We start from the raw sequence: 20,320 nt of genomic DNA on the forward strand, positions 1-20,320 counted from the left end.
TTGGAGTATATGATCAAATGAAGAAGGTTCTTCCCGTCGCGGCGATCACGATTGCGCTCGCGCTGACCGCCTGCGGTAAGAAGGAGTCGGACAGCGCGACGACGTCCAACGCTGCCGCGCCCGCGGCGCCGAGCGCGCCCTACACCGGCAAGGACTGGACCGAGACGCTCGCCAAAACCCCCGAGGGCGGCTTCCGCATGGGCAATCCCGATGCGCCAGTTAAGCTGGTCGAATATGCCTCGATCACCTGCCCGCACTGCCGGGATTTCACCAAGAACGGATCGGGTCCGCTCAAGGACACCTACGTCAAGACCGGCAAGGTCAGCTGGGAATATCGCAACTTCGTGCTGAACCCGCTCGACGTCGTCGCGACGCTCGTGGCGCGATGCCAGGGCGCGGACACCTTCTTCCCCTTCGTCGAGCAGCTTTACGTCACCCAGGAGCAGTGGGTCGGCAAGTTCAACTCGGTCGACGAGAAGACGCTCCAGTCGGTCGGCAAGCTGCCGCAGCAGGAGCAGTTCACCCAGCTGGTCGAGCTGTCGGGCCTCAAGGACTTCTTCAAGTCGCGCGGCGTGACAGACGACCGCATCAAGGCCTGCCTGACCGACAAGGCGGCGCTCGACGAACTGCTCAAGATCCGCGACCGTGGCGCCAACGAGGACAAGGTCGACGGCACCCCGAACTTCCTGATCAACGGCGAGCGTCAGGAAGGCGTCTATGACTGGGCGGGCCTTGAGACCAAGCTGCGCGAAAAGGTCCGCTGACGATGAGGCTTGCGGGCGCTTCGGCGGAGGAACGCTGAACCGCCGATGCGCATCCGCAAGCTTCGCCTTTCGGGTTTCAAGAGCTTCGTCGAACCGGCGGAGCTGATCATCGAGCGCGGGCTGACCGGCATCGTCGGCCCCAATGGCTGCGGTAAGTCGAACCTGCTCGAAGCGATTCGCTGGGTGATGGGCGAATCCAGCGCCAAGTCGATGCGCGGCGGCGGCATGGAAGACGTGATCTTCGCCGGCACGACGACGCGGCCCGCGCGCGATTTCGCCGAGGTCACGCTCTTCACCGAGCGCCCCGATGCGGCGGAGGACCAGGACCGCGAGGTCGAGGTCACCCGCCGGATCGAGCGTGGTGCGGGCTCGGCCTATCGGATGAACGGTCGCGACGTTCGCCAGAAGGACGTCGGACTTCTCTTTGCCGACGCAGCGACCGGCGCCCACTCGCCGGCGCTCGTCAGCCAAGGGCGTATCGCAGCGGTGATCGCGGCCAAGCCTACCGAGCGCAGGCAGATGCTCGAAGAGGCGGCCGGCATTGCCGGGCTTCACGTACGCCGCAAGGATGCCGAGCAGAAGCTGCGCGCAACCGAGGCCAATCTCGCCCGGTTGGACGACCTGATCGCCGACATGGAGACGCGCACCGCTTCGCTGCGCCGGCAGGCGCGCGCGGCGGAGCGCTACAAGGCGCTGAGCGAACAGATAAGGCTTGCCGAGGCGCGGCTGATCTTCTCGCGCTGGCGCGAGGCTGCCGCTGCCGCCGAACTGGCGGGGAAGGAAGCGAAGGCCGCCGAGGGGCTCGTCGCGCAGGCGGCGGATGCGCAGAAGGCCGCCACCGCTCGGCAGGCCGAAGCGGTGCAACAGGTCGGCGATGCGCGGCAGGCGGCACAGGCTGCGCGCGAACGATCGACCGGACTGGCGCACCGGCTCGCGACACTGACCGGTGAACTGGACATGGTCCGGCGCCGGCTCGCGGATATCGCCCAAAGTCGCGATACGCTGGCGCGCGATCGGGCGCGTGAGGACCGCCTCGCCATCGATGCGGCAGCGGCACTGTCTGCCCTGGCGGACGAAGAGAAGCTGCTCGGGAAGCGGATCGAGGAAGCCACGCTCCGCCAGTCGGCGATCGATGCCCAGGTGCGCGATGCCGAGGCGGAGGCGCGTGAGGCGGAACTGTCGGTCGCCAAGGCGCAGGCCGCCTTCGCCGCCGAACAGGCCGATCTGCGCGTCGCCCAGGCCAATGTCGCCGCTGCGCGACAGCGGCTCGACCGTGCGCAGGCGGATGCAGGTCGGATCGATCGCGAGATTGCCGGGCTGGGGGATGAGGCACCGTTGCTGGCGCGTCGCACCGCCGCAACGGCTGCGCGAGAGGGGGCCGAAGGCACGATCGCCGAAGCCATGGCGGCGATCAGCCGGAGCGAGGAGGCCCGGGCTGCGGCGGCCGAACGGCGCGAAGGGGCGGAGGCCGCTACCGGCGCGGCGCGCGCCGCTCTGGCCGCGCTGGAATCCGAGGCGCGTTCGCTGGAAAAGAGCCTTCCTGTCGGCGGTGCCGGCAATCGGGCGATCGACCATGTCCGGGCGGCACCGGGCTATGAGCGCGCGCTGGCGGCAGCATTGGGTGACGATCTGGAGGCCGCGATCGGCACGGACGGGCGGCTGCGCTGGTCGGGAGCGGATGCCGGTGATGGCGATCCGATGCTGCCGGCTGGCTGCGAAAATCTGGCGGATCACGTCGCGGCACCGGTCGAATTGGGCCGTCGGCTTGCGCAGGTGGCCGTCGTCGATGCCGACGACGGGTCGGTCAAGCTGGGCGTGGGACAGCGTCTCGTCACCCGCGACGGCAGGATGCGCCGTTGGGACGGCTTCGTCGCTGCCGATGTCGGAGCGGCTGCGGCCGAGCGGCTCGTTCGTGCCAATCGGCTGGAGGCGCTGCGTGCCCAGATTGCGCCCGCGCGGGCGGAGCTGGAGAGTGCCCAGGCGGCATTGGCAGAGGCGGGCAATGCGGTGCAGGCGGCGCGGACCGCGGTTGAAACTGCGCGCTCCGACCTCGCCCGGGCGGAAACGGCGCAGCGCAATGCGATCCGCGACGAGGATCAGGCGACGACCGCGATCGAACGGCTGGCGACGCAAAGGGCGGCGATGATGGACCGCAAGGCCCGCGCGGCAACCGAGGTCGCCGAGGCGGAAGCAGCGGTCGCGCAGCAGATGTCGGTCATGCTCGCTCTGCCCGATGGCGAGGCAAGCCGCGCCGAGGTCGACCGCTTGCGCGCGGCCAGCGAGGCGGTGCGGGCCCGGCTGTTCGAAGCGCGTGGGCAGGCGATGACGCTGGCGCAGGCAGCATCGGCGGACATGCAGCGCCAGCAGGCCGCGAAGGCAGAAGCGAAGAGCTGGCGGAATCGCGCCGGCGACGCCGCGAGCCGCATCGCCGAGATGGACGGTCGCGCATCGGCGATCGAGACCGAGGCACGCTCGCTGGCGGGTCGCCCCGAGGAGTTGGAAGCGCTGATCGCCACCATCCGCACCGATGCGGAAGAAGCGGGCAGGGCTGCCGAGGCGCTGCTGCAGAAGGAGCGCGAAGCCGAGGCCGCGCTACGCGCAATCGAGGCTGGCCTGGCACAGGCGGGCGAGGCACTCGCCTCGGCCCGCGAGGCGCGGGCGGGGGCGCAGGCGCGGTTCGAGAATCAGGAACTGCGCCGGATCGAGATGAGCCGGATCTCCGGCGAGCGCTTCGAATGTCCGGCACCGGTGCTGCCCGAGAGGCTGGGCTTCGTGGCTGTCGAAGTGGCCGACGGTGCGACCGAGTCCGGCCGGCTCGATCGGCTGACGGCAGATCGCGAGCGGCTGGGGCCGGTCAATCTCGTCGCCGACACCGAACTGGCGGAGATCGAGGCACAGCATGGAACCAGCATCGCCGAACGCGACGAACTGCAACAGGCGGTCAACCGCCTGCGCGGCTCGATCGGCAGTCTCAACCGTGAGGGGCGGGCACGGCTGCTGGCGGCGTTCGAGGCGGTCAACGGCCATTTCCGACGCCTCTTCACCACGCTCTTCGGTGGGGGGGAGGCGCATCTGGCGCTGATCGACAGTGAAGATCCGCTCGAAGCGGGGCTCGAGATCATGGCCCAGCCGCCAGGAAAGAATCTCTCCTCGCTGACGCTTCTGTCGGGTGGCGAGCAGGCGCTGACGGCGGTGGCGCTGATCTTCGCGCTGTTCCTCACCAACCCCGCCCCGATCTGCGTGCTCGACGAGGTCGATGCGCCGCTGGACGACGCCAATATCGAGCGTTTTTGCGACCTGCTGGTCGCGATGACCCGTGAGACCGAAACCCGCTATCTCATCGTTACCCACAATGCGGTGACGATGAGCCGGATGCACCGGCTGTTCGGGGTCACGATGGTCGAGCGTGGCGTCAGTCGGCTCGTTTCAGTCGATCTCGGAGGGGCCGAGCAGCTGCTGGCGGCGGAATAGTTTCGGCACCACCGCTTTTTCGGCGGGCATCCGGGGATATATTGGGCGGGTGCGGCAGATGGCGAAGACCAGAATCGGACTTTCTTTCGCGCTTGTCGCCGGCACCTGGTCGACGCATGGCTGGGCTGCTCCCGCGACCGGCGCGGACAAGGCCGCGGCTCGCTTCGAGGCGGAGGTGGCTGCCCTTGTTGCCCGTCCCTTGCCGTCCGAGGGCGTTTCGACGCTCTTTCTCGGCAGTTCGAGCATCCGGCTATGGGATATCGACGGCAGCTTTCCGGACCTTCACGCGCTCAATCGCGGTTTCGGCGGGGCGACCACCGCGGACGTGCTGCATCATTATGAGCGGATCGTGGCGGGCGTTCAGCCGGACACGGTGATCGTCTATGTCGGTGAGAATGACATAGCGGCCGGCGCGTCGGCGGAAATGGCGCAGGCCGACATATTGGCCCTGCTGAGCCGGCTTCGTTCCGACATGCCCCGCGCGCGGATCGCCTATCTGTCGATGAAACCTACGCCGCTGCGGTGGGATCTCTATGCGAAGATGGCGGCCGCCAATGCCGTGATTAGGGCGAAATCGACCGAGATCGGTTTTGATTTCGTCGATGTCGGCGGCGCGCTGCTGGACGAGGGCGGGAAGCCCGACCCGCGCTTCTTCAGCGTCGACGGCCTTCACCTCAACGCGCAGGGCTATAGGCGGTGGACCGGGATCCTCGCGCGCTATCTGTCGGGATCCGCCGACGAAGCAGTCCGAGCTGCCACGTCCGCCGCCCGCTAAAGGATCTCGCGGATCTTTTCCGGCGGGCGGCCGAGCCGTGCGCCCTTGTCGGTCTCGACCAGCGGCCGCTCGATCAGGATCGGATCGGCTGCCATCGCGTCGAGGATCGCGTCGTCGCTCGCGCCTTTGAGCGCCTTGGCGCCGTCCTCTGCCTTGCGCAGCCCGTCGGTGGGCGACATGTCGGCCTTGGCATAGATGGCGGCGATCTGCGCGCGCGAGGGCGGGGTCTTCAGATATTCGACCACGCTGACTTCGACGCCGGGCGTCGCTTCGAGGATCGCCAGCGCTTCGCGCGATTTCGAGCAGCGGGGATTGTGCCAGATGGTGGCCTTCATGCGTCGTCTCCGAGCGATCCGAGAATGTCGAGCGCCTCCTGACGGCGCGCCCAGGGAACAAGGATGTGGTCGTGGTTGAGGCCGGCGACAACATTGGCGGCGATCCCGGCAGCGGCAAGCGCACCGGAGATCGCAGCAGTCAGGCCGACGGCGGCAAGGTCGGAATGGACCGACAGGCTGATCCGCGCCCAGTCCCCCTCGGGATCGGGCAGGATGATTGTCCAGCCCTCCGCCTCGCAGATCAGGGCGAAGACCTCGGAGGAGGGGGACTCCCCGGCGGCCATCGCCCGGATTGCATGGCGTGCATCGTCCAGCACCGGCGCCATCGAGGCGAGAAGCCTCGCCAGATCGCGCTCGCCGGTCAGCTGTTGCCCTGTTCGGCCAGCCACTTCTCCAGCCACTTGATCGTGTACTCACCCTTTTGGAAGTCGGGATCGTCGAGCAGCGCCTGGTGGAGTGGGATCGTGGTCTTCACGCCTTCGACCACGAACTCCTCGAGCGCCCGCCGCAGGCGGCGCAGACAGCCCTCGCGATCACGCCCATAGACGATCAGCTTGGCGATCATCGAGTCGTAGTAAGGCGGGATCCGATAGCCGGCATAGAGGCCGCTATCGACGCGCACATGCATGCCGCCGGGCGCGTGGAAGGTCTTCACCAGACCAGGGCTCGGCGCGAAGGTGCGCCAATCCTCGGCATTGATCCGGCACTCGATCGCGTGACCGCGAAATTCGAGGTCTTCCTGGGTCACCGACAGCGGCTTGCCCTCGGCGATGCGGATCTGCTCGCGGACCAGATCGAGGCCGGTGATCGCCTCGGTCACCGGATGCTCTACCTGAAGGCGGGTGTTCATCTCGATGAAATAGAACTCGCCATTCTCGTAAAGGAACTCGATCGTGCCGGCGCCGCGATAGCCCATATCGGCCATGGCGCGCGCGACGATGTCGCCCATCTCGGTCCGCTGCGCATGGGTCAGGACGGGCGAGGGCGCTTCCTCGAGAACCTTCTGGTGGCGGCGCTGCAGCGAACAGTCCCGCTCGCCGACATGGATGGCATTGCCGTTGCCGTCGCCGAACACCTGGAACTCGATATGGCGCGGATCGGCGAGATACTTCTCCATATAGACGGTAGCGTCGCCGAAGGCGGCCTTCGCCTCGGAACCGGCCTGCGCCATCATCGTTTCGAGCTGGCTTTCGTCGGGCACGACCTTCATGCCGCGTCCGCCACCGCCCGATGCCGCCTTGATCAGAACGGGATAACCGATTTCCGCCGCGATCTCCTTCGCCTCCTCGAGCGAGGTGAGGGGGCCGGGCGATCCGGGAACGAGAGGAAGGCCGAGCTTGGCCGCGGTCGTCTTGGCTTCGATCTTGTCGCCCATAGTCCGGATATGCTCGGGCTTCGGGCCGATCCAGATCAGGTTGTGCGATTCGACGATCTCGGCGAACAGCGCGTTCTCCGAGAGAAAACCATAGCCGGGATGAACGGCGTCCGCGCCAGAGATTTCCGCCGCGGCGATGATGTTCGGGATGTTGAGATAGCTCTCCGCCGCAGCCGGCGGTCCGATGCAGACCGACTGGTCGGCCAGGCGCACATGCATGGCATCGGCGTCGGCGGTCGAGTGGACCGCGACGGTCTGGATGCCCATTTCGTGGCAGGCACGGTGGATGCGGAGCGCGATCTCACCGCGATTGGCGATCAGGACCTTTGTTATCGCCACGATGCGTTACTCGACGACTACGAGCGGCTGGTCATATTCCACCGGCTGACCATTTTCGACCAGCACGGCCTTGACCGTGCCAGCACGCGGCGCGGGGATGGCGTTCATCACCTTCATCGCCTCGACGATCAGCAGCGTCTGGCCCGCAGAGACCTTATCGCCGACGGTGACGAAATTCTTGGCGCCGGGTTCGGGCGTCAGATAGGCGGTTCCGACCATCGGCGACTTGACCGTGCCGGGATGATCGCCAGCCGGCTCCACCGCAGCCGCGACGGTTGCAGCAGCGGGGGCTGCGACGGGTGCGGGAGCAGCGGCGGCGGGAAAGGCGTAAGCGGGTGCGGCACCGACAGTTACGTTGCGCGCGACCTTGATCCGCCGTTCGCCGTCCTGGACCTCGATCTCGGTCAGGTTGGTGTCATCGAGAAGTACGGCGAGCTGGCGCACCAGTTCCGGGTCGACCTGCATTGTTTTCCCCTGCGATTGATCGGCCATAGCGATAGTTCTTCCAGAAAATTCGTCTTGTGGCGGACGCCATTGTCAGAAGCGCGCGGCTGCGTCCAGCGCCAGCATGTAGGATTGGGCGCCGAATCCCATGATCGAACCCTTCGCCGCGCGCCCGACATAGCTGACATGGCGGAAGCTTTCGCGAGCATGGGGGTTGGACAGATGAATCTCGATCACGGGCACGGTGACGCCCTTGATCGCATCGTGCAGCGCGATCGACGTATGGGTATAGGCACCGGGGTTGATCAGAACCGCCTTTGCCCCGCGCGCATGCGCTTCCTGTATCCAGTCGACCAGATGGCCTTCATGGTTGGACTGGCGCATGTCGATCTCGACGCCCAGTTCCAGCGCGCGGTCCTCGAGCATCGCGGCGATGTCGTCGAGTGTCGTGCTGCCGTAGATTTCGGGCTCGCGCGTGCCCAGCATGTTGAGATTCGGCCCGTTTAGGACATAGATGACCGGACGATCCGCCACGCGGCTTGCCTTTCCATTGCGAGGGTGCGAGCCGCCTCCCTATATGGTGCCCCGACGCAAAGCGCAAAGCGCATTGGAGACCGCATGACCAATCCCGACGGAACGATCCAGCTTCGCATCAACGGCGAACATCGCCGCGTGCCCGCTGGCCTCACCATCGCGGACCTCGCGCTCGAACTTGGGCTGGACCCGGTCAAGGTGGCCGTGGAGCGCAACCTGGAGGTTGTCCCGCGGTCGACCTTGGGGCAGGTGCGGATCGAAGATGGGGACGAACTCGAGATCGTCCATTTCGTGGGTGGCGGAGATCATGGCGTGACGGTGGACGACGACAGCTGGACGGTGGCGGGGAAGACCTTTCGGTCAAGGCTGATCGTCGGTACGGGCAAGTATAAGGACTTCGCCCAGAATGCGGCGGCGGTCGAGGCGTCCGGCGCAGAGATCGTCACCGTCGCGGTTCGTCGGGTCAATGTGTCCGACCCCAAGGCGCCGATGCTGACCGACTTCATCGACCCGAAGAAGATCACCTATCTGCCCAACACCGCCGGCTGTTACACCGGCGAAGAGGCGATCCGCACGCTGCGGCTGGCGCGCGAGGCGGGCGGCTGGGAACTGGTGAAGCTCGAGGTTCTGGGCGAGGCCAAGACGCTTTACCCCGACATGGTCGAAACGCTCCGCGCGACCGAGATCCTGGCCAAGGAAGGCTTCAAGCCGATGGTCTATTGCGTCGACGACCCGATCGCAGCCAAGCGGCTGGAGGATGCCGGCGCTGTCGCGATCATGCCGCTCGGCGCGCCGATCGGTTCGGGCCTCGGCATTCAGAACAAGGTCACGATCCGCCTGATCGTCGAGGGCACCAAGCTCCCCGTGCTGGTCGACGCGGGCGTCGGCACCGCGTCGGAGGCTTCGGCCGCGATGGAACTGGGTTGCGCGGGCGTGTTGATGAACACCGCCATCGCCGAAGCGAAGAACCCGGTGATGATGGCATCCGCGATGAAGCTGGCGGTCGAAAGCGGCCGCCTGGCCTACCGCGCCGGGCGTATGGGACGACGCATGTATGCCGACCCGTCCAGCCCGCTCGCCGGACTGATCTGAGCACCTCGCGATGCTGGGGCCGCTGCTCGCGCTCGCCGTCGTGGCGGCGCCTCAGCCCATCGGCCCAGGTCAGTGGGTGCGTCCAGGCGACTATCCATCGGCTGCTCTGCGCGAGCAACGGTCCGGTCATACCGGCTTTCGGCTGACGGTCTTGCCGTCCGGCAATCCGCTGCGATGCGAAATAATCTATTACAGCGGTTGGAAGGATCTGGACAAGAAGACCTGCCGGGTGCTCATGAAGCACGCCCGGTTCAAACCCACCTTTGGACCCGATGGCGCGCCAGCGTATTTTGTCTATCGCAGCATCAACAGTTTCTGGATACCCTATGGCCCGCCGGCAAAACGCCCGAGACCGTCGACGATCGATGTTCTGATCATGCGGAAGGAATTGCCGGATTCTGTAGAGATTAATCTGGCCATCACTGTCGACGCCACAGGCGCTATTGGAGATTGCACCCCCTACCTCCCTGAGGGCATACGCGAAGCCAAGCGCGCTAAACGACCGTTCGAACTGATGGCCGATCCCGCCTGCAGCTATCTGAAGCAGCATTATCAGCCTCCACCGGCGGTCAACGCGGGGGGGGGGCGAGCCATCCCGTTGGTTCAGACCGCGAGAGTGGGCTTCACCCTGAACGCGAAATAGGGTCGATCCGCTTACGCGGCGTCGGATCGCACAGCTTCTCTTCCGTCCGCATCAGAGGGTGACGCCGTTAGTCCAGAGGCCATGCCGAGGTCTTCCTCCGCTGCAAGCTCGGGGAAACAGGTCTTCGACGAACCTTCGTATGTTTACGTAGGGAGGCCGAAACAAACTCTCTCTACAGGCAGCATGGGGATTTTTGGGGACGATCGATCATGGCGACCGGTGTCGAGCAGCATGTCTTTTTGCGGAAGCTTGCGCGGCAGGCTTTGGACAGTGCCATAGCCTCGGCGGCGACGGGATCGGGGCTGCAGCGATGGCAGATTGCGCTGGAAAGGTTCGAGCGCTGCTCGCAGGCCTCAGATGGCAGCGGTTGCGGAAACTGTGACTGCGTTCGTTATTGCCGCCACGCGACGATCTGACCGCGGTCAGGCGGCAGCCAGCGTCTCGCCGACATAGCGGAAGATGGTGGCGCCATCTCCGGACCGCTTCGCCTCGTACATGAGCCGGTCCGCCGCCTCCAATATATCCTCCCAGTGGGGATGATTTTTCCCGTCGATCATCACCGCGCCGGCACTGACGCCGATCGACCAGGGGCGATGGCGGCAGAGATCGGCGAGCTCGGCCTGGAAATGGGCGATGATCTCCAACGCGCGGGCACGGTCGATGTCGGGCATCAGCAGGACGAATTCGTCGCCTGCGATGCGGCAGATCGAGTCCTGCGCGCGCATCGAGCGTTCAAGGCAGGCAGCCACGTCGGACAGGCATCGGTCGCCCGCAGCATGCCCATATTTGTCGTTGACCGCCTTGAAACCGTCGAGGTCGAGATAGGCGATCACCATGGGCCGCGCGGGCTTGCGATCGAACTCACCCTTGAAATGCTCGATCAGCCAGCGCCGGTTGGGCAGGCCCGTCAGCGGGTCGTGCAGCGCACGCTCCTCGGCGGCCTTCCTGCGCCCGATATCCTCCACGACCGCCACGAAAAACTCCGGCGCCCCCCGCTCATCGCGCACCAGTGAAACGGTCAGGTTGGTCCAGATGGCCGTTCCGTCGGACCGGATATAGCGCTTCTCGATCGTGTAGGCCGTCGAGCGCCCCGAAAGGAGGCTTTCGACATGGCGGACGTCCGCCTCAAGATCGGCTTCGTGCGTAATCTGCTGATAGCTGCTGTCGAGCAGCGATTCCCGCGACCGCCCGATGACCTCGCAGAAGCGGTCGTTCACGAGCAGGAAGTGGCCGTCTATCGCCACATGCGCCATGCCGACGGCTGCCTGCTCGAATGTGGCCTGGAAGCGCTTGCCCATATGTTCCAAGGCGCGATAGGCGTCGTCCCTGGCAAGCGCAGCCAGTCCCGTGACGATCGTCCCGGCAAGAAGCTGGGCGACCAGCAGTTCATCTTCGCCGAAACTGTGGGGCTCGCGTCCGAAGAGCTTGAGCGTGCCCACCACGGCGCCCTCGTACAGGATCGGTGCCAAGATGATCGATCCGATATCGGCCTCGCGACAGAAAGCCGCATCGACCCTGTCGTCCTTCTGGCTGTCCACGCAGAGCTGCGCGCGCCGTTGCTCTGTGCATTGGCGGAAGAGCTCGCCCGCAACGGGCTGTCGGTGGCCGAGATAGGCAGCGGCGGTTCCGCTGGCGGCGCGGCATTCGCGCTCGTCGAGATCCCTTATGTCGATCATGGCACCACTGGCCGTGCCGACCATGCGCAGCGCATGCTCGACCACGAGCTGCATCAGCTCTTTGAGATCGCCTTCGACCGTACTCGCGGCCGATTGCAGCGCGAGCAGTTCGTGCGACCAGCAGGGATCAAGCCGGACAGCCGGCATCGAAGCAAACTCCACTCGTACACGCTGGCCAATCTACAGCATGACGCGCGGAGATGAAAAATTCCTTGGCGCAGACTCGACCTCCATTAGTCGAATCTTCCTGGTTAACGGCCTCCCGGAGCGCGGGGCCGGCGGGATTTGGTCTATTCCGCTGCCATCGCCTCGGCGTCCTCGTCATGGCTCTTGCCCTCGACGATGACGGTCAGATGTTCGACGCGCGGGGGATTCTGGAAGAAGGGGCCGCAGAGCCGCCGCCATTCCAGAAAGGCATCGGAGTTGCGGAACTCGATCATGTGATCCTCGATGGTTTCCCATTCGACGAACATGCGATAGCGGCTGGGCTGCTCCATCGACCGATGGAGGCGGAAGGCGAGGCATCCCTTCGAGGCGAGGAACAGATCCTTGGCGACTGCTGCGGCGGCCTCGAAATCCCGCTCATGCCCCGGCTTGATATCTATTTCAGCCAGTTCCTTGATCATCCTATCCTCCCATTGCCGGATGCATGTCCAAAAGGGCGTGGCAGGTCAACGGATTACATCGACAATCGGCGCATTTCCGGGCGGTTCCGCATCTTTTTCGTCGCTGCGGCGGACGGGGGCAGCGAAACGGCCATGTGATGCCGCCGGGCCTTCCGGCGACGTGCGGGATGGTGCATTGGGTAGCGCATGTCATCCTGTGACCGTCGGCGTTCGCCGGTCCGGGATCCGTCCTTTCCACCGTTCCTCAGGTCCCCTTCGCCCCGTGACACCCGACAAGGAAAAACCCGCCCGCCCTGACATGCCACCCAGCGAGAAGCCGGTGGCGACCGTGATCCAGATCGAACGGGGGCTGGTCGTCGCGGGCGTGGTCTTCCTCGCGGTGCTGATCGCGTTTATCGCCGCAGGCGGCATTTACTTGCGGCGCGTAAGCGATGCGCCGAAGCCCGGAGCCGAAAGGCTGTCGGTCGACCTCAGCCGTATCGGCATCAGCAAGGCAGGGCCGCGCCGTATCGACTATGCGCGGCTCGACAGCCGGATGCGACGGCTGGCGGAAAAGAAGTCGGTCGTGGGCGTCGCGATCGTGACGGTCGAGAATGGCGAACTCAGCTTTGCCAAGGGCTATGGCGTCACCAGCGATGGTCCGGACGGGCACCCGGTCGACGCCCACACTGTCTTCCGCTGGGCGTCGGTCTCGAAGGGAGTCGCCTCGACGCTCATCGCCAAGATGGCGGAACGCAAGATGCTGTCCTTGCGCGATCCGGTGTCGCGCTGGGCGCCCTCGCTGAAACTCCCGGAAAATGCGCAGGACGTGGCCACCCTCGACAACCTCCTCTCGCAGAGCCTGGGCATCTGGAAGAATGCCTATGATCAGGATCTCGAGGACGGCCGCGATCCCAAGGAAATCCGCAGTCGCCTGAACCAGATCCCGCTGCTGTGTCCGCCCGGCAAATGCTACAGCTATCAGAACATTGCCTATGACGCCGCCAGCGAGGCGGCCGAACATGCGGGCCGTGCGTCCTATGCCGACCTTGTCCAGCGCATGCTGTTCCGGCCGCTCGGCATGACCTCGGCGACGCTGAGCCGCGAAGGGCTCGAATCCTCGGACAATTGGGCGCCGCCGCATCAGGGGCGTCGCGAACTGAAGGTGGCCGACGCTTATTACCGGACGCCCGCCGCAGGCGGGGTCAACTCGTCGATCATCGATCTGGGTATCTGGATGCGGGCACAGATGGGCGCCGCCCCGCGCGTCCTCTCGCGCAAGCTGCTGCGCGAAATCCATAGCCCCCGCATTCGCACCTATTCGATCCACCGCCAGCGCGAGCTGGACCAGTCGCTCAAGGATGCCTCCTATGGCCTCGGCTGGCGCATCTGGCATTATCAGGGGCGCGAGGTGATCGGCCACCGCGGTGCGGTCGACGGCTATCGGTCGCTGATCCTGTTCGACCCGCTGCTGAAGTCGGGAGTGGCGATGCTGTGGAACTCCACCGCCGTCGAGCCGACCGGTATGCAGCTCGAGGTTCTCGACATGCTCTATAACCAGCCGTTCAAGGACTGGATGGAGCTCGACAAATAGGAATTGTATCTTTTGTGCGAACGCGAACTGTCGTTCGTCCAAGGCCTGTCTTCGCATGTCCCCGCTGCACGGATAGTTTGCGGCAGATGCGAAAAGCGCAACTTTCGGAGATGATGATCAGTCTCCTTTGACATTATCGCGCCGTTGGCTAGATCGGCGCGCATGTCCAGCAAGCCACGCACCCTCTACGAGAAGATCTGGGACGCCCATGTCGTCGAGCGCCGCGACGACGGGACCTGCCTGATCTACATCGATCGCCACCTCGTCCATGAGGTCACCAGCCCCCAGGCCTTCGAGGCGCTGCGCGTCGCGGGACGCAAGCTGCGCAGGCCGGACCTGACGCTGGCGGTGCCTGATCATAATCTTCCGACCACGCCGCGCGTCGACGCGGATGGGCGCCGCGTGCCGATCGCGGACCCCGAGTCGGCGGCGCAGCTCTCGGCCCTCGAAAAGAACGCGCCTGAATTCGGCGTACGCTACATCGATGCCACCGATGTCGAGCAGGGCATCGTCCACGTCGTCGGGCCCGAGCAGGGCTTTTCGCTCCCGGGCACGACGATCGTCTGCGGCGACAGCCATACGGCATCGCACGGCGGCCTCGGCGCGCTCGCCTTCGGTATCGGCACGTCCGAGATCGAGCATGTGATGGCGACCCAGACGCTGCTGCTCGCCCAGTCCAAATCGATGGAAGTGCGCGTCGAAGGCAAGCTGGGTCTCGGGGTGTCGCCCAAGGATGTTGTGCTCCACATCATCGGCGTGATCGGTGCTGCGGGCGGCACCGGCTATGTCATCGAATATACCGGCAACGTCTTCCGCGAGATGTCGATCGAGGGGCGTCTGACCGTCTGCAACATGTCGATCGAGGGTGGCGCACGCGCCGGCCTGATCGCCCCGGACGAGAAGACCTACGCCTACATCCAGGGCCGGCCCATGGCGCCCAAGGGTGCCGAGTGGGACAAGGCGCTTGCCTGGTGGAAGACGCTGCCGACCGATGCCGGCGCGCATTACGACAAGGTCGTCGTGATCGACGCCGCCGACATCGCGCCCAGCCTGACCTGGGGCACCAGCCCCGAGGACGTCATTCCCGTCACGGGCGTCGTGCCCGATCCGTCGAGCTTCGCCGACGCGTCCAAGCAGGTCGCGGCGCAGAAGTCGCTCGACTATATGGGCCTCACGCCCGGAACGCCGATCGAGCAGGTCGAGGTCCAGCATGTCTTCATCGGCAGCTGCACCAACAGCCGGATAGAGGACCTTCGCGCCGCCGCCGACATCGCCCGCGGTCGCAAGGTCGCGCCGAATATCCGTCAGGCGCTGATCGTTCCGGGTTCTGGCCTGGTCAAGCGGCAGGCCGAGGAAGAGGGGCTCGACCGGGTCTTCATTGAAGCGGGCTTCGAATGGCGCGAGCCGGGCTGCTCGATGTGCCTCGCGATGAACCCGGACAAGGTTCCGGCGGGCGAACGCTGCGCCTCGACCTCGAACCGCAATTTCGTCGGCCGACAGGGCCCGGGCGCGCGCACCCATCTGGTTTCGCCCGCCATGGCGGCGGCCGCGGCGGTGACCGGGCGGCTGGCCGACGTCCGCACGCTGGAACGGCTCGGATGATCCGTTCGCTCGCGGTCGCGGCGGCCATCGGCCTGTGGGCCGGCGGTGCGGCTGCGGCCACGCCAGGTACCGTCGAGAAGCTGTGGCGCCTCGACTGCGGGAAGGTGATCGTCAACCAACTGAACGTCTTCTCGGACACGCAGTCCTACACCGGCCAGACGCGCGAGTTGGTGGCCAGCTGCTATCTGATCAAGGACGGCGACGCCTATATGTTGTGGGACACCGGCATTCCGGCGTCCGCACGCGGTGCGAAGGCCGATCCCAGCCAGCCGATGAACGCGCGCCTCGACCGGACGATCGTCGAGCAACTGGCGCAGATTGGCGTGAAGCCCGAGCAGATCGGCCTGATCGGTATCAGCCATTATCATTTCGATCATACCGGCCAGGCCGCCGATTTTCCCAAGGCAAAGCTGATGATCGGGGCAGGGGACCTCAAGGTCGCGCGCGCCGATGCTGCGGTCGGCAAGCCGATTGCCCCCTGGCTGGCGGAAGGCGCCAAGGTCGAAGGCGTCGAGGGAGACAAGGACCTGTTCGGCGACGGCAGCGTCGTGATGATCGCGCTGGGCGGGCATACGCCGGGGCATCATGGACTGATCGTCCGCCTCCCGAGCGGCAGGACCGTCCTGCTGTCGGGTGACGTCGCACATTTTCACGAGAATCTCGATAGCGACGGTGTGCCGACCTTCAATGTCGACCGCGCGGATTCGCTCGCGGCAATGGACCGTTTCCGCAAACTCGGCGCTTCGCTGAAGGCGGTGTCGATAATCCAGCATGATCCCCGCGACGTCGCGAAGCTGCCAGCCTTTCCCGAAGGAGCCGAATGATGAAGCCGATCCGTGAGATCGAGGGCAGGGCCTATCCGCTCGGCCTCAAGAATGTCGACACCGACGTGATCATCCCTGCGCCCTATCTGAAGACCATCACCCGCAAGGGGCTCGGCAAGGGCGCGTTCGAATCGATCCGCGCACAGCCGGGCAACGTGTTCGACGACCCGGAATATGCCGGCGCCAACATCGTGATCGCCGGTGACAATTTCGGCTGCGGGTCGAGCCGCGAGCATGCCGCCTGGGCGCTGGCCGACATGGGCGTCGAAGCCGTGATCGCGCCGAGCTTCTCGGACATCTTTTCGGGCAATGCGTTCAAGAACGGCATCCTGACCGTCGTCCTGCCGCAGGATGCGGTCGACCGTCTGCTCGAAGTGGCGAAGACCCATCCGATCGCGATCGACCTCGACCAGCAGTCGGTGACCACCCCCTTCCAGGATCGCTTCACCTTCGAGATCGATCCTTTCCGTAAATATTGTCTGCTCAATGGCCTCGACGAGGTCGGCATGACGATGGCGCGCGATGTCGCCATTTCGGGCTATGAGCAGAAGATGGCGGCCGAGCGCCCCTGGCTCTGACGGCGGAGGCCCGGGCGCTGCGCAGTTGCGCGTCGTGGGCCGGATGCCTATCTGGGCTGGAAACCACAGGCGAACAGGGATTCAGATGACCACTTTCGACGATCGCGAACAGGCCTTCGAAAACAAGTTCGCCCATGACCAGGAGATGGCCTTCCGCATTACGGCGCGGCGCAACCGTCTGCTGGGCCAGTGGGCGGCGAGCATGATGAAGCTGACGGCCGAGGAAACCGACAGCTATTCCAAGTCGGTCGTCCAGGCCGATTTCGAGGAAGCGGGCGACGAGGATGTGATCCGCAAGCTGCTGGGCGACCTGACCTCGGCTGGCGTGGAGGTCGACGAGTCCGCCATCCGCACGGCGCTCGAGGCGAAGGCCGTCGAGGCACGTCGCCAGCTGATGGAAGGCAAGTAAGCCATGCCGATGGCCGCGTCCGACATCGAGGCGATGATCAAGGCCGCGCTGCCCGATGCGCAGGTCGAGATCACCGACCTCGCCGGCGATGGCGACCATTATTCCGCGCGGGTCGTGAGCGAGAGCTTTCGCGGCCTGACGCGGATAAACCAGCAGCGTAAGGTCTATGACGCTTTGGGCGGCCGCATGGGTGGCGTACTGCATGCCCTTCAGCTGAGCACCGGCGTACCCGACTGATTTTTGCAGCTTTTCCGGCAGATGGTCATCCTTCTGTCGTGAAATGGCCTTAGGGAGTTTCGTGATGAGTGACGACGTTCAGGCCCGTATCGCGACGGCGGTCAATTCGGCCGACGTTCTTCTGTTCATGAAGGGCACTCCGCTGTTTCCGCAGTGCGGTTTCTCCAGCCGGGCGATCGCGATCCTCGAGCATCTCGGCGTCGAATATGCGACGATCGACGTGCTTCAGGATCCCGGCATCCGCCAGGGGATCAAGGAGTTCTCCGATTGGCCGACCATCCCGCAGCTTTACGTGAAGGGCGAATTCGTCGGCGGGTCGGATATCATGATGGAAATGTATGAGGCCGGCGAACTCGCCGAGCTTCTCGAAGAGAAGGGCGTACCGCACGCCTGATATGACTCGATGCGCCGCCTCATCCCTCTGATCGTGGCGGCGCTGATGGCGTCCTCTCTCGACGCGCGACCGGTGGTCATCGCCCATCGCGGCGCTTCGGGCCTCCGCCCCGAACATACGGCGGCGGCCTACAGGCTGGCGATCGAGCAGGGCGCCGACTTCATCGAACCCGATCTCGTCATGACGAAGGACGATGTCCTCGTTGTCCGTCATGAGAATGAGATTTCGGCCACGACCGATGTCTCCGAACATTCTGAATTCGCCGACCGCAAGACGACCAAGACGATCGACGGCCGCGCGATTACTGGCTGGTTCACCGAGGATTTCACGCTCGCCGAGCTGAAGACGCTGCACGCCCGCGAACGGCTGCCCGCGATGCGACCCGGCAATCTCCGCTACACCGACGAGCGCATCCAGACCTTCGACGAGGTGCTGGCGATCGCTAGGGGCGCCCCGCGCAAGGTGGGCGTCTATCCCGAGACCAAGCATCCGAGCTACTTTGCTTCGATCGGAAAGCCGCTCGAAAAGCCTTTGCTCGCGGCCCTCGCCAAAGCTGGGTTCAGCAAGCGCGACGATCCGGTCTTCATCCAGTCTTTCGAGGTCTCGAACCTGAAGGCGTTGCGCGCGCTGACCCCGATCCGGCTCGTCCAGCTGATCGACCCGGAGGAGGCCCCCTTCGATCAGCAGCTGGCGAAGACGGGGCTGACCCCGGCGCTCATGGTGACCCCCGACGGGCTGCGGACGATCGCGACCTATGCCGATGCGATCGGCCCCTACAAGCTGATGATCGAGCCGCGCGACGTACAGGGCAAGGCGCTGCCCCCGACCAGTCTGATCGCCGATGCCCATGCGGCCGGCTTGCAGGTGCACCCGTGGACCTTCCGCAGCGAGAACGCCTTTCTGCCCGCTGGCGACCGCCGAGGCGAGGGGGATGCTGCGCAGGGTGATCCGGCAGCCGAATATCGCCGGTTCCTCGATTATGGCGTCGACGGGCTGTTCAGCGACTATCCCGGCGACGCCGTCGCCGCCCTTCGCGCGGCGGGGAAATAGCATATCGCCCGCCGCGCCGGGCAATTCGGCGCAACGACCGGAACGGAGCCGGTCCTGTCTCGTTCCCCCGGCTCCCCCACGCCCGAGGAATCGAGACATGACCGATATTTCCAAAGCCAAAGTGCTGATCATCGCCACCGACGGGTTCGAGCAGTCGGAGTTGTTCGATCCGCGCCAGGCCCTGATCGATGCGGGTGCGCAGGTGGTGCTGGCGTCGAACAAGAGCGAGCCGATCCAGGGCATGAAGCATGACGTGAAGGGCGACACGATCCGCCCCGACGCCTCGATCCACGACGTCGATCCCGCCGATTATGACGCACTGCTGATCCCAGGTGGTGTGGCCAACCCGGATACGATGCGGATGGAGGAGGACGCGCTGAACATCGTCCGCGCCTTCTTCGACGCGTCCAAGCCGGTGGCGGCGATCTGCCATGGACCTTGGCTTCTGGCCGAGGCTGACGTCGTCGCTGGTCGCAAGCTGACGAGTTGGCCGTCGATCCGCACCGACCTGCTCAACGCGGGCGCCAATGTCGTCGACGAGCAGGTGGTGGTCGACGGCAACCTCGTCACCAGCCGAAAGCCCGACGACATCCCCGCCTTCAACAAGGCGCTGATCGAAGCGATCGAAGCTGCCTGAGATGAAGGCCTGCCGCCATTAATCGGGCGGCAGGCCTTCACATCCATCTCCGGCGATGCCACATGGCCAGCATGGAAGAGCAGGTCGTCGGTGTAGCCCAGATGCAGCATCCGCTGGTGCGCCGATTGCTCGCGGGCAATCCGACGCCCTTCACCTATACCGGCACCCAGACCTATCTCGTCGGCACGACCGATGTCGCGGTGATCGACCCCGGCCCCGATATCGAGGCGCATGTCGATGCCATCGTCGCTGCTGTCGGCGAGGCCCGGCTCTCCGCGATCGTCTGCACGCACACGCATCGCGATCACAGCCCGGCGGCGGCGCTGCTGAAGGCGCGCACCGGCGCGCCGATCATCGGCTGCGCGCCGCTGGCGCTCGACGACAGCGGCCCGCGCGCCGATGCGTCCTTCGACCGGGATTATACGCCCGACGATGTCCTTGCGGATGGCGCGATCCTGCGCGGCGAAGGCTGGACGCTTCAGGCGGTCGCGACGCCCGGCCACACCTCGAACCATATCTGCCTCGCCCTGCCGGAGGCACGGGCCCTCTTTACGGGCGACCATGTGATGGGCTGGTCGACCAGCGTCGTGGTGCCGCCCGACGGCGACATGGCGCACTATCTGGAAAGCCTCGAGCGGCTGATGCACCGCGACGAGGACGAGGTCTATTTCGCCGCCCATGGCGATCCGATCGAGCGGCCACAGCGTTTCGTGCGCGGGCTGATCGGGCATCGCAAGCAGCGTGAGGGGCAGATCTTGCGCCTGCTGGGGCGCGACATCGGCGCTATCCCCGACATGGTGCTGCAAATGTATGCAGGCATAGATCCACAGTTGCACCGCGCGGCGGGTCTGTCGGTTCTCGCGCACCTGATCGATCTTGAGCGGCGCGGTATCGTCAGCCACGACGACGCGCTATGGAGCCTCGCGGCCTGAGCCGCCCTGG

23 protein-coding genes are annotated in these 20,320 nt (G+C 65.4%); 16 read left to right on the top strand and 7 right to left on the bottom strand.

The window, feature by feature from the left end:
- Nucleotides 1–17 precede the first annotated feature (17 nt).
- Genes G6P88_RS19765 through G6P88_RS19775 form a run of 3 tightly spaced genes read left to right on the top strand, consistent with a single transcriptional unit; the run spans nucleotide 18 to nucleotide 5,010 of the window.
- Nucleotides 18–764, top strand: coding sequence for a thioredoxin domain-containing protein (locus G6P88_RS19765; protein WP_165324730.1), 747 nt, complete (start codon nucleotides 18–20; stop codon nucleotides 762–764).
- 45 nt (nucleotides 765–809) lie between these two features.
- Nucleotides 810–4,235 (top strand): chromosome segregation SMC family protein, encoded by a 3,426-nt coding sequence (locus G6P88_RS19770; RefSeq protein ID WP_165324731.1) that lies wholly within the window; start codon nucleotides 810–812, stop codon nucleotides 4,233–4,235.
- Nucleotides 4,236–4,293: 58 nt separating this feature from the next.
- Nucleotides 4,294–5,010, top strand: a complete 717-nt coding sequence (locus G6P88_RS19775; protein WP_165324732.1) for a GDSL-type esterase/lipase family protein — start codon at nucleotides 4,294–4,296, stop codon at nucleotides 5,008–5,010.
- Here G6P88_RS19775 and arsC read toward each other — a convergent pair.
- From arsC to aroQ, 5 genes are all read right to left on the bottom strand, one after another.
- On the bottom strand, nucleotides 5,007–5,345 hold the full coding sequence (arsC, locus tag G6P88_RS19780) for an arsenate reductase (glutaredoxin) (protein ID WP_165324733.1): 339 nt from the start codon (nucleotides 5,343–5,345) through the stop codon (nucleotides 5,007–5,009). The genes G6P88_RS19775 and arsC overlap by 4 nt on opposite strands.
- Nucleotides 5,342–5,734 (bottom strand): ACT domain-containing protein, encoded by a 393-nt coding sequence (locus G6P88_RS19785; RefSeq protein WP_226946653.1) that lies wholly within the window; start codon nucleotides 5,732–5,734, stop codon nucleotides 5,342–5,344. Before G6P88_RS19785 ends, arsC begins: the two co-directional genes overlap by 4 nt.
- Nucleotides 5,707–7,059 (bottom strand): acetyl-CoA carboxylase biotin carboxylase subunit, encoded by a 1,353-nt coding sequence (gene accC, locus G6P88_RS19790; protein WP_165324734.1) that lies wholly within the window; start codon nucleotides 7,057–7,059, stop codon nucleotides 5,707–5,709. The genes G6P88_RS19785 and accC overlap by 28 nt, the downstream gene beginning before the upstream one ends.
- Nucleotides 7,060–7,065: 6 nt before the next feature.
- Nucleotides 7,066–7,524: an acetyl-CoA carboxylase biotin carboxyl carrier protein gene (gene accB / locus G6P88_RS19795; protein WP_425594463.1), complete on the bottom strand. Its 459-nt coding sequence runs from the start codon at nucleotides 7,522–7,524 to the stop codon at nucleotides 7,066–7,068.
- A 72-nt stretch (nucleotides 7,525–7,596) separates the two neighbouring features.
- The gene (gene aroQ, locus G6P88_RS19800; RefSeq protein ID WP_165324736.1) at nucleotides 7,597–8,037 is read right to left on the bottom strand and encodes a type II 3-dehydroquinate dehydratase; all 441 of its coding nucleotides are present in this window, start codon (nucleotides 8,035–8,037) and stop codon (nucleotides 7,597–7,599) included.
- A gap of 84 nt (nucleotides 8,038–8,121) precedes the next feature.
- Between aroQ and thiS the strand changes: the two genes are divergently transcribed.
- The 3 genes from thiS (at nucleotide 8,122) to G6P88_RS19815 (ending at nucleotide 10,188) form a co-directional block, all read left to right on the top strand.
- Nucleotides 8,122–9,129 carry a sulfur carrier protein ThiS gene (gene thiS, locus G6P88_RS19805; RefSeq protein WP_165324737.1) on the top strand — a complete coding sequence of 336 codons (1,008 nt, stop codon included), beginning with the start codon at nucleotides 8,122–8,124 and terminating at the stop codon, nucleotides 9,127–9,129.
- A gap of 10 nt (nucleotides 9,130–9,139) precedes the next feature.
- The gene (locus tag G6P88_RS19810; protein WP_165324738.1) at nucleotides 9,140–9,772 is read left to right on the top strand and encodes an energy transducer TonB; all 633 of its coding nucleotides are present in this window, start codon (nucleotides 9,140–9,142) and stop codon (nucleotides 9,770–9,772) included.
- A 209-nt stretch (nucleotides 9,773–9,981) separates the two neighbouring features.
- Nucleotides 9,982–10,188 carry a hypothetical protein gene (locus tag G6P88_RS19815; RefSeq protein ID WP_165324739.1) on the top strand — a complete coding sequence of 69 codons (207 nt, stop codon included), beginning with the start codon at nucleotides 9,982–9,984 and terminating at the stop codon, nucleotides 10,186–10,188.
- Nucleotides 10,189–10,194: 6 nt separating this feature from the next.
- Here the strand turns inward: G6P88_RS19815 and G6P88_RS19820 are convergent, their stop codons facing one another.
- Entirely contained in the window at nucleotides 10,195–11,595 is a 1,401-nt protein-coding gene (locus tag G6P88_RS19820) for a GGDEF domain-containing protein (protein WP_165324740.1), read from the bottom strand.
- Nucleotides 11,596–11,738: 143 nt separating this feature from the next.
- On the bottom strand, nucleotides 11,739–12,074 hold the full coding sequence (locus tag G6P88_RS19825) for an antibiotic biosynthesis monooxygenase family protein (RefSeq protein ID WP_165324741.1): 336 nt from the start codon (nucleotides 12,072–12,074) through the stop codon (nucleotides 11,739–11,741).
- Nucleotides 12,075–12,336: 262 nt separating this feature from the next.
- On the opposite strand from G6P88_RS19825, the gene G6P88_RS19830 reads away from it, so the two are divergent.
- From G6P88_RS19830 to G6P88_RS19875, 10 genes are all read left to right on the top strand, one after another.
- A complete protein-coding gene (locus tag G6P88_RS19830; protein ID WP_226946654.1) occupies nucleotides 12,337–13,647 on the top strand; it encodes a serine hydrolase domain-containing protein in 1,311 nt (436 codons plus the stop codon).
- A gap of 162 nt (nucleotides 13,648–13,809) precedes the next feature.
- Nucleotides 13,810–15,249 (top strand): 3-isopropylmalate dehydratase large subunit, encoded by a 1,440-nt coding sequence (gene leuC, locus G6P88_RS19835; RefSeq protein ID WP_165324742.1) that lies wholly within the window; start codon nucleotides 13,810–13,812, stop codon nucleotides 15,247–15,249.
- Nucleotides 15,246–16,073, top strand: a complete 828-nt coding sequence (locus tag G6P88_RS19840) for an N-acyl homoserine lactonase family protein (RefSeq protein ID WP_165324743.1) — start codon at nucleotides 15,246–15,248, stop codon at nucleotides 16,071–16,073. The genes leuC and G6P88_RS19840 overlap by 4 nt, the downstream gene beginning before the upstream one ends.
- A complete protein-coding gene (leuD, locus tag G6P88_RS19845; protein ID WP_165325316.1) occupies nucleotides 16,073–16,651 on the top strand; it encodes a 3-isopropylmalate dehydratase small subunit in 579 nt (192 codons plus the stop codon). The genes G6P88_RS19840 and leuD overlap by 1 nt, the downstream gene beginning before the upstream one ends.
- 85 nt (nucleotides 16,652–16,736) lie before the next feature.
- Nucleotides 16,737–17,060 carry a DUF1476 domain-containing protein gene (locus tag G6P88_RS19850; RefSeq protein WP_165324744.1) on the top strand — a complete coding sequence of 108 codons (324 nt, stop codon included), beginning with the start codon at nucleotides 16,737–16,739 and terminating at the stop codon, nucleotides 17,058–17,060.
- Nucleotides 17,061–17,063: 3 nt separating this feature from the next.
- Nucleotides 17,064–17,297, top strand: a complete 234-nt coding sequence (locus G6P88_RS19855; protein ID WP_165324745.1) for a BolA/IbaG family iron-sulfur metabolism protein — start codon at nucleotides 17,064–17,066, stop codon at nucleotides 17,295–17,297.
- Nucleotides 17,298–17,361: 64 nt separating this feature from the next.
- Nucleotides 17,362–17,691, top strand: a complete 330-nt coding sequence (grxD, locus tag G6P88_RS19860; RefSeq protein ID WP_165324746.1) for a Grx4 family monothiol glutaredoxin — start codon at nucleotides 17,362–17,364, stop codon at nucleotides 17,689–17,691.
- Nucleotides 17,692–17,700: 9 nt separating this feature from the next.
- On the top strand, nucleotides 17,701–18,741 hold the full coding sequence (locus G6P88_RS19865; RefSeq protein ID WP_165324747.1) for a glycerophosphodiester phosphodiesterase: 1,041 nt from the start codon (nucleotides 17,701–17,703) through the stop codon (nucleotides 18,739–18,741).
- Nucleotides 18,742–18,838: 97 nt separating this feature from the next.
- Entirely contained in the window at nucleotides 18,839–19,378 is a 540-nt protein-coding gene (locus tag G6P88_RS19870; RefSeq protein ID WP_165324748.1) for a type 1 glutamine amidotransferase domain-containing protein, read from the top strand.
- 62 nt (nucleotides 19,379–19,440) lie between these two features.
- Nucleotides 19,441–20,310, top strand: a complete 870-nt coding sequence (locus G6P88_RS19875) for an MBL fold metallo-hydrolase (RefSeq protein ID WP_165324749.1) — start codon at nucleotides 19,441–19,443, stop codon at nucleotides 20,308–20,310.
- Nucleotides 20,311–20,320 lie beyond the last annotated feature (10 nt).

The organism is Rhizorhabdus phycosphaerae, from assembly GCF_011044255.1.
Taxonomy (GTDB): Bacteria; Pseudomonadota; Alphaproteobacteria; order Sphingomonadales; family Sphingomonadaceae; genus Rhizorhabdus; species Rhizorhabdus phycosphaerae.

Excerpts from the sequence above, each read along its gene's own strand:
- grxD (WP_165324746.1), top strand. The coding sequence starts at position 17,362 with ATGAGTGACGACGTTCAGGCCCGTATCGCGACGGCGGTCAATTCGGCC.
- G6P88_RS19865 (WP_165324747.1), top strand. The coding sequence starts at position 17,701 with ATGCGCCGCCTCATCCCTCTGATCGTGGCGGCGCTGATGGCGTCCTCT.
- G6P88_RS19840 (WP_165324743.1), top strand. The coding sequence starts at position 15,246 with ATGATCCGTTCGCTCGCGGTCGCGGCGGCCATCGGCCTGTGGGCCGGC.
- leuD (WP_165325316.1), top strand. The coding sequence starts at position 16,073 with ATGAAGCCGATCCGTGAGATCGAGGGCAGGGCCTATCCGCTCGGCCTC.
- thiS (WP_165324737.1), top strand. The coding sequence starts at position 8,122 with ATGACCAATCCCGACGGAACGATCCAGCTTCGCATCAACGGCGAACAT.
- G6P88_RS19765 (WP_165324730.1), top strand. The coding sequence starts at position 18 with ATGAAGAAGGTTCTTCCCGTCGCGGCGATCACGATTGCGCTCGCGCTG.
- arsC (WP_165324733.1), bottom strand. The coding sequence starts at position 5,345 with ATGAAGGCCACCATCTGGCACAATCCCCGCTGCTCGAAATCGCGCGAA.
- G6P88_RS19855 (WP_165324745.1), top strand. The coding sequence starts at position 17,064 with ATGCCGATGGCCGCGTCCGACATCGAGGCGATGATCAAGGCCGCGCTG.
- G6P88_RS19870 (WP_165324748.1), top strand. The coding sequence starts at position 18,839 with ATGACCGATATTTCCAAAGCCAAAGTGCTGATCATCGCCACCGACGGG.
- G6P88_RS19875 (WP_165324749.1), top strand. The coding sequence starts at position 19,441 with ATGGCCAGCATGGAAGAGCAGGTCGTCGGTGTAGCCCAGATGCAGCAT.
- G6P88_RS19810 (WP_165324738.1), top strand. The coding sequence starts at position 9,140 with ATGCTGGGGCCGCTGCTCGCGCTCGCCGTCGTGGCGGCGCCTCAGCCC.
- G6P88_RS19775 (WP_165324732.1), top strand. The coding sequence starts at position 4,294 with ATGGCGAAGACCAGAATCGGACTTTCTTTCGCGCTTGTCGCCGGCACC.
- G6P88_RS19825 (WP_165324741.1), bottom strand. The coding sequence starts at position 12,074 with ATGATCAAGGAACTGGCTGAAATAGATATCAAGCCGGGGCATGAGCGG.
- leuC (WP_165324742.1), top strand. The coding sequence starts at position 13,810 with ATGTCCAGCAAGCCACGCACCCTCTACGAGAAGATCTGGGACGCCCAT.
- G6P88_RS19770 (WP_165324731.1), top strand. The coding sequence starts at position 810 with ATGCGCATCCGCAAGCTTCGCCTTTCGGGTTTCAAGAGCTTCGTCGAA.
- G6P88_RS19815 (WP_165324739.1), top strand. The coding sequence starts at position 9,982 with ATGGCGACCGGTGTCGAGCAGCATGTCTTTTTGCGGAAGCTTGCGCGG.
- G6P88_RS19820 (WP_165324740.1), bottom strand. The coding sequence starts at position 11,595 with ATGCCGGCTGTCCGGCTTGATCCCTGCTGGTCGCACGAACTGCTCGCG.
- accB (WP_425594463.1), bottom strand. The coding sequence starts at position 7,524 with ATGCAGGTCGACCCGGAACTGGTGCGCCAGCTCGCCGTACTTCTCGAT.
- G6P88_RS19850 (WP_165324744.1), top strand. The coding sequence starts at position 16,737 with ATGACCACTTTCGACGATCGCGAACAGGCCTTCGAAAACAAGTTCGCC.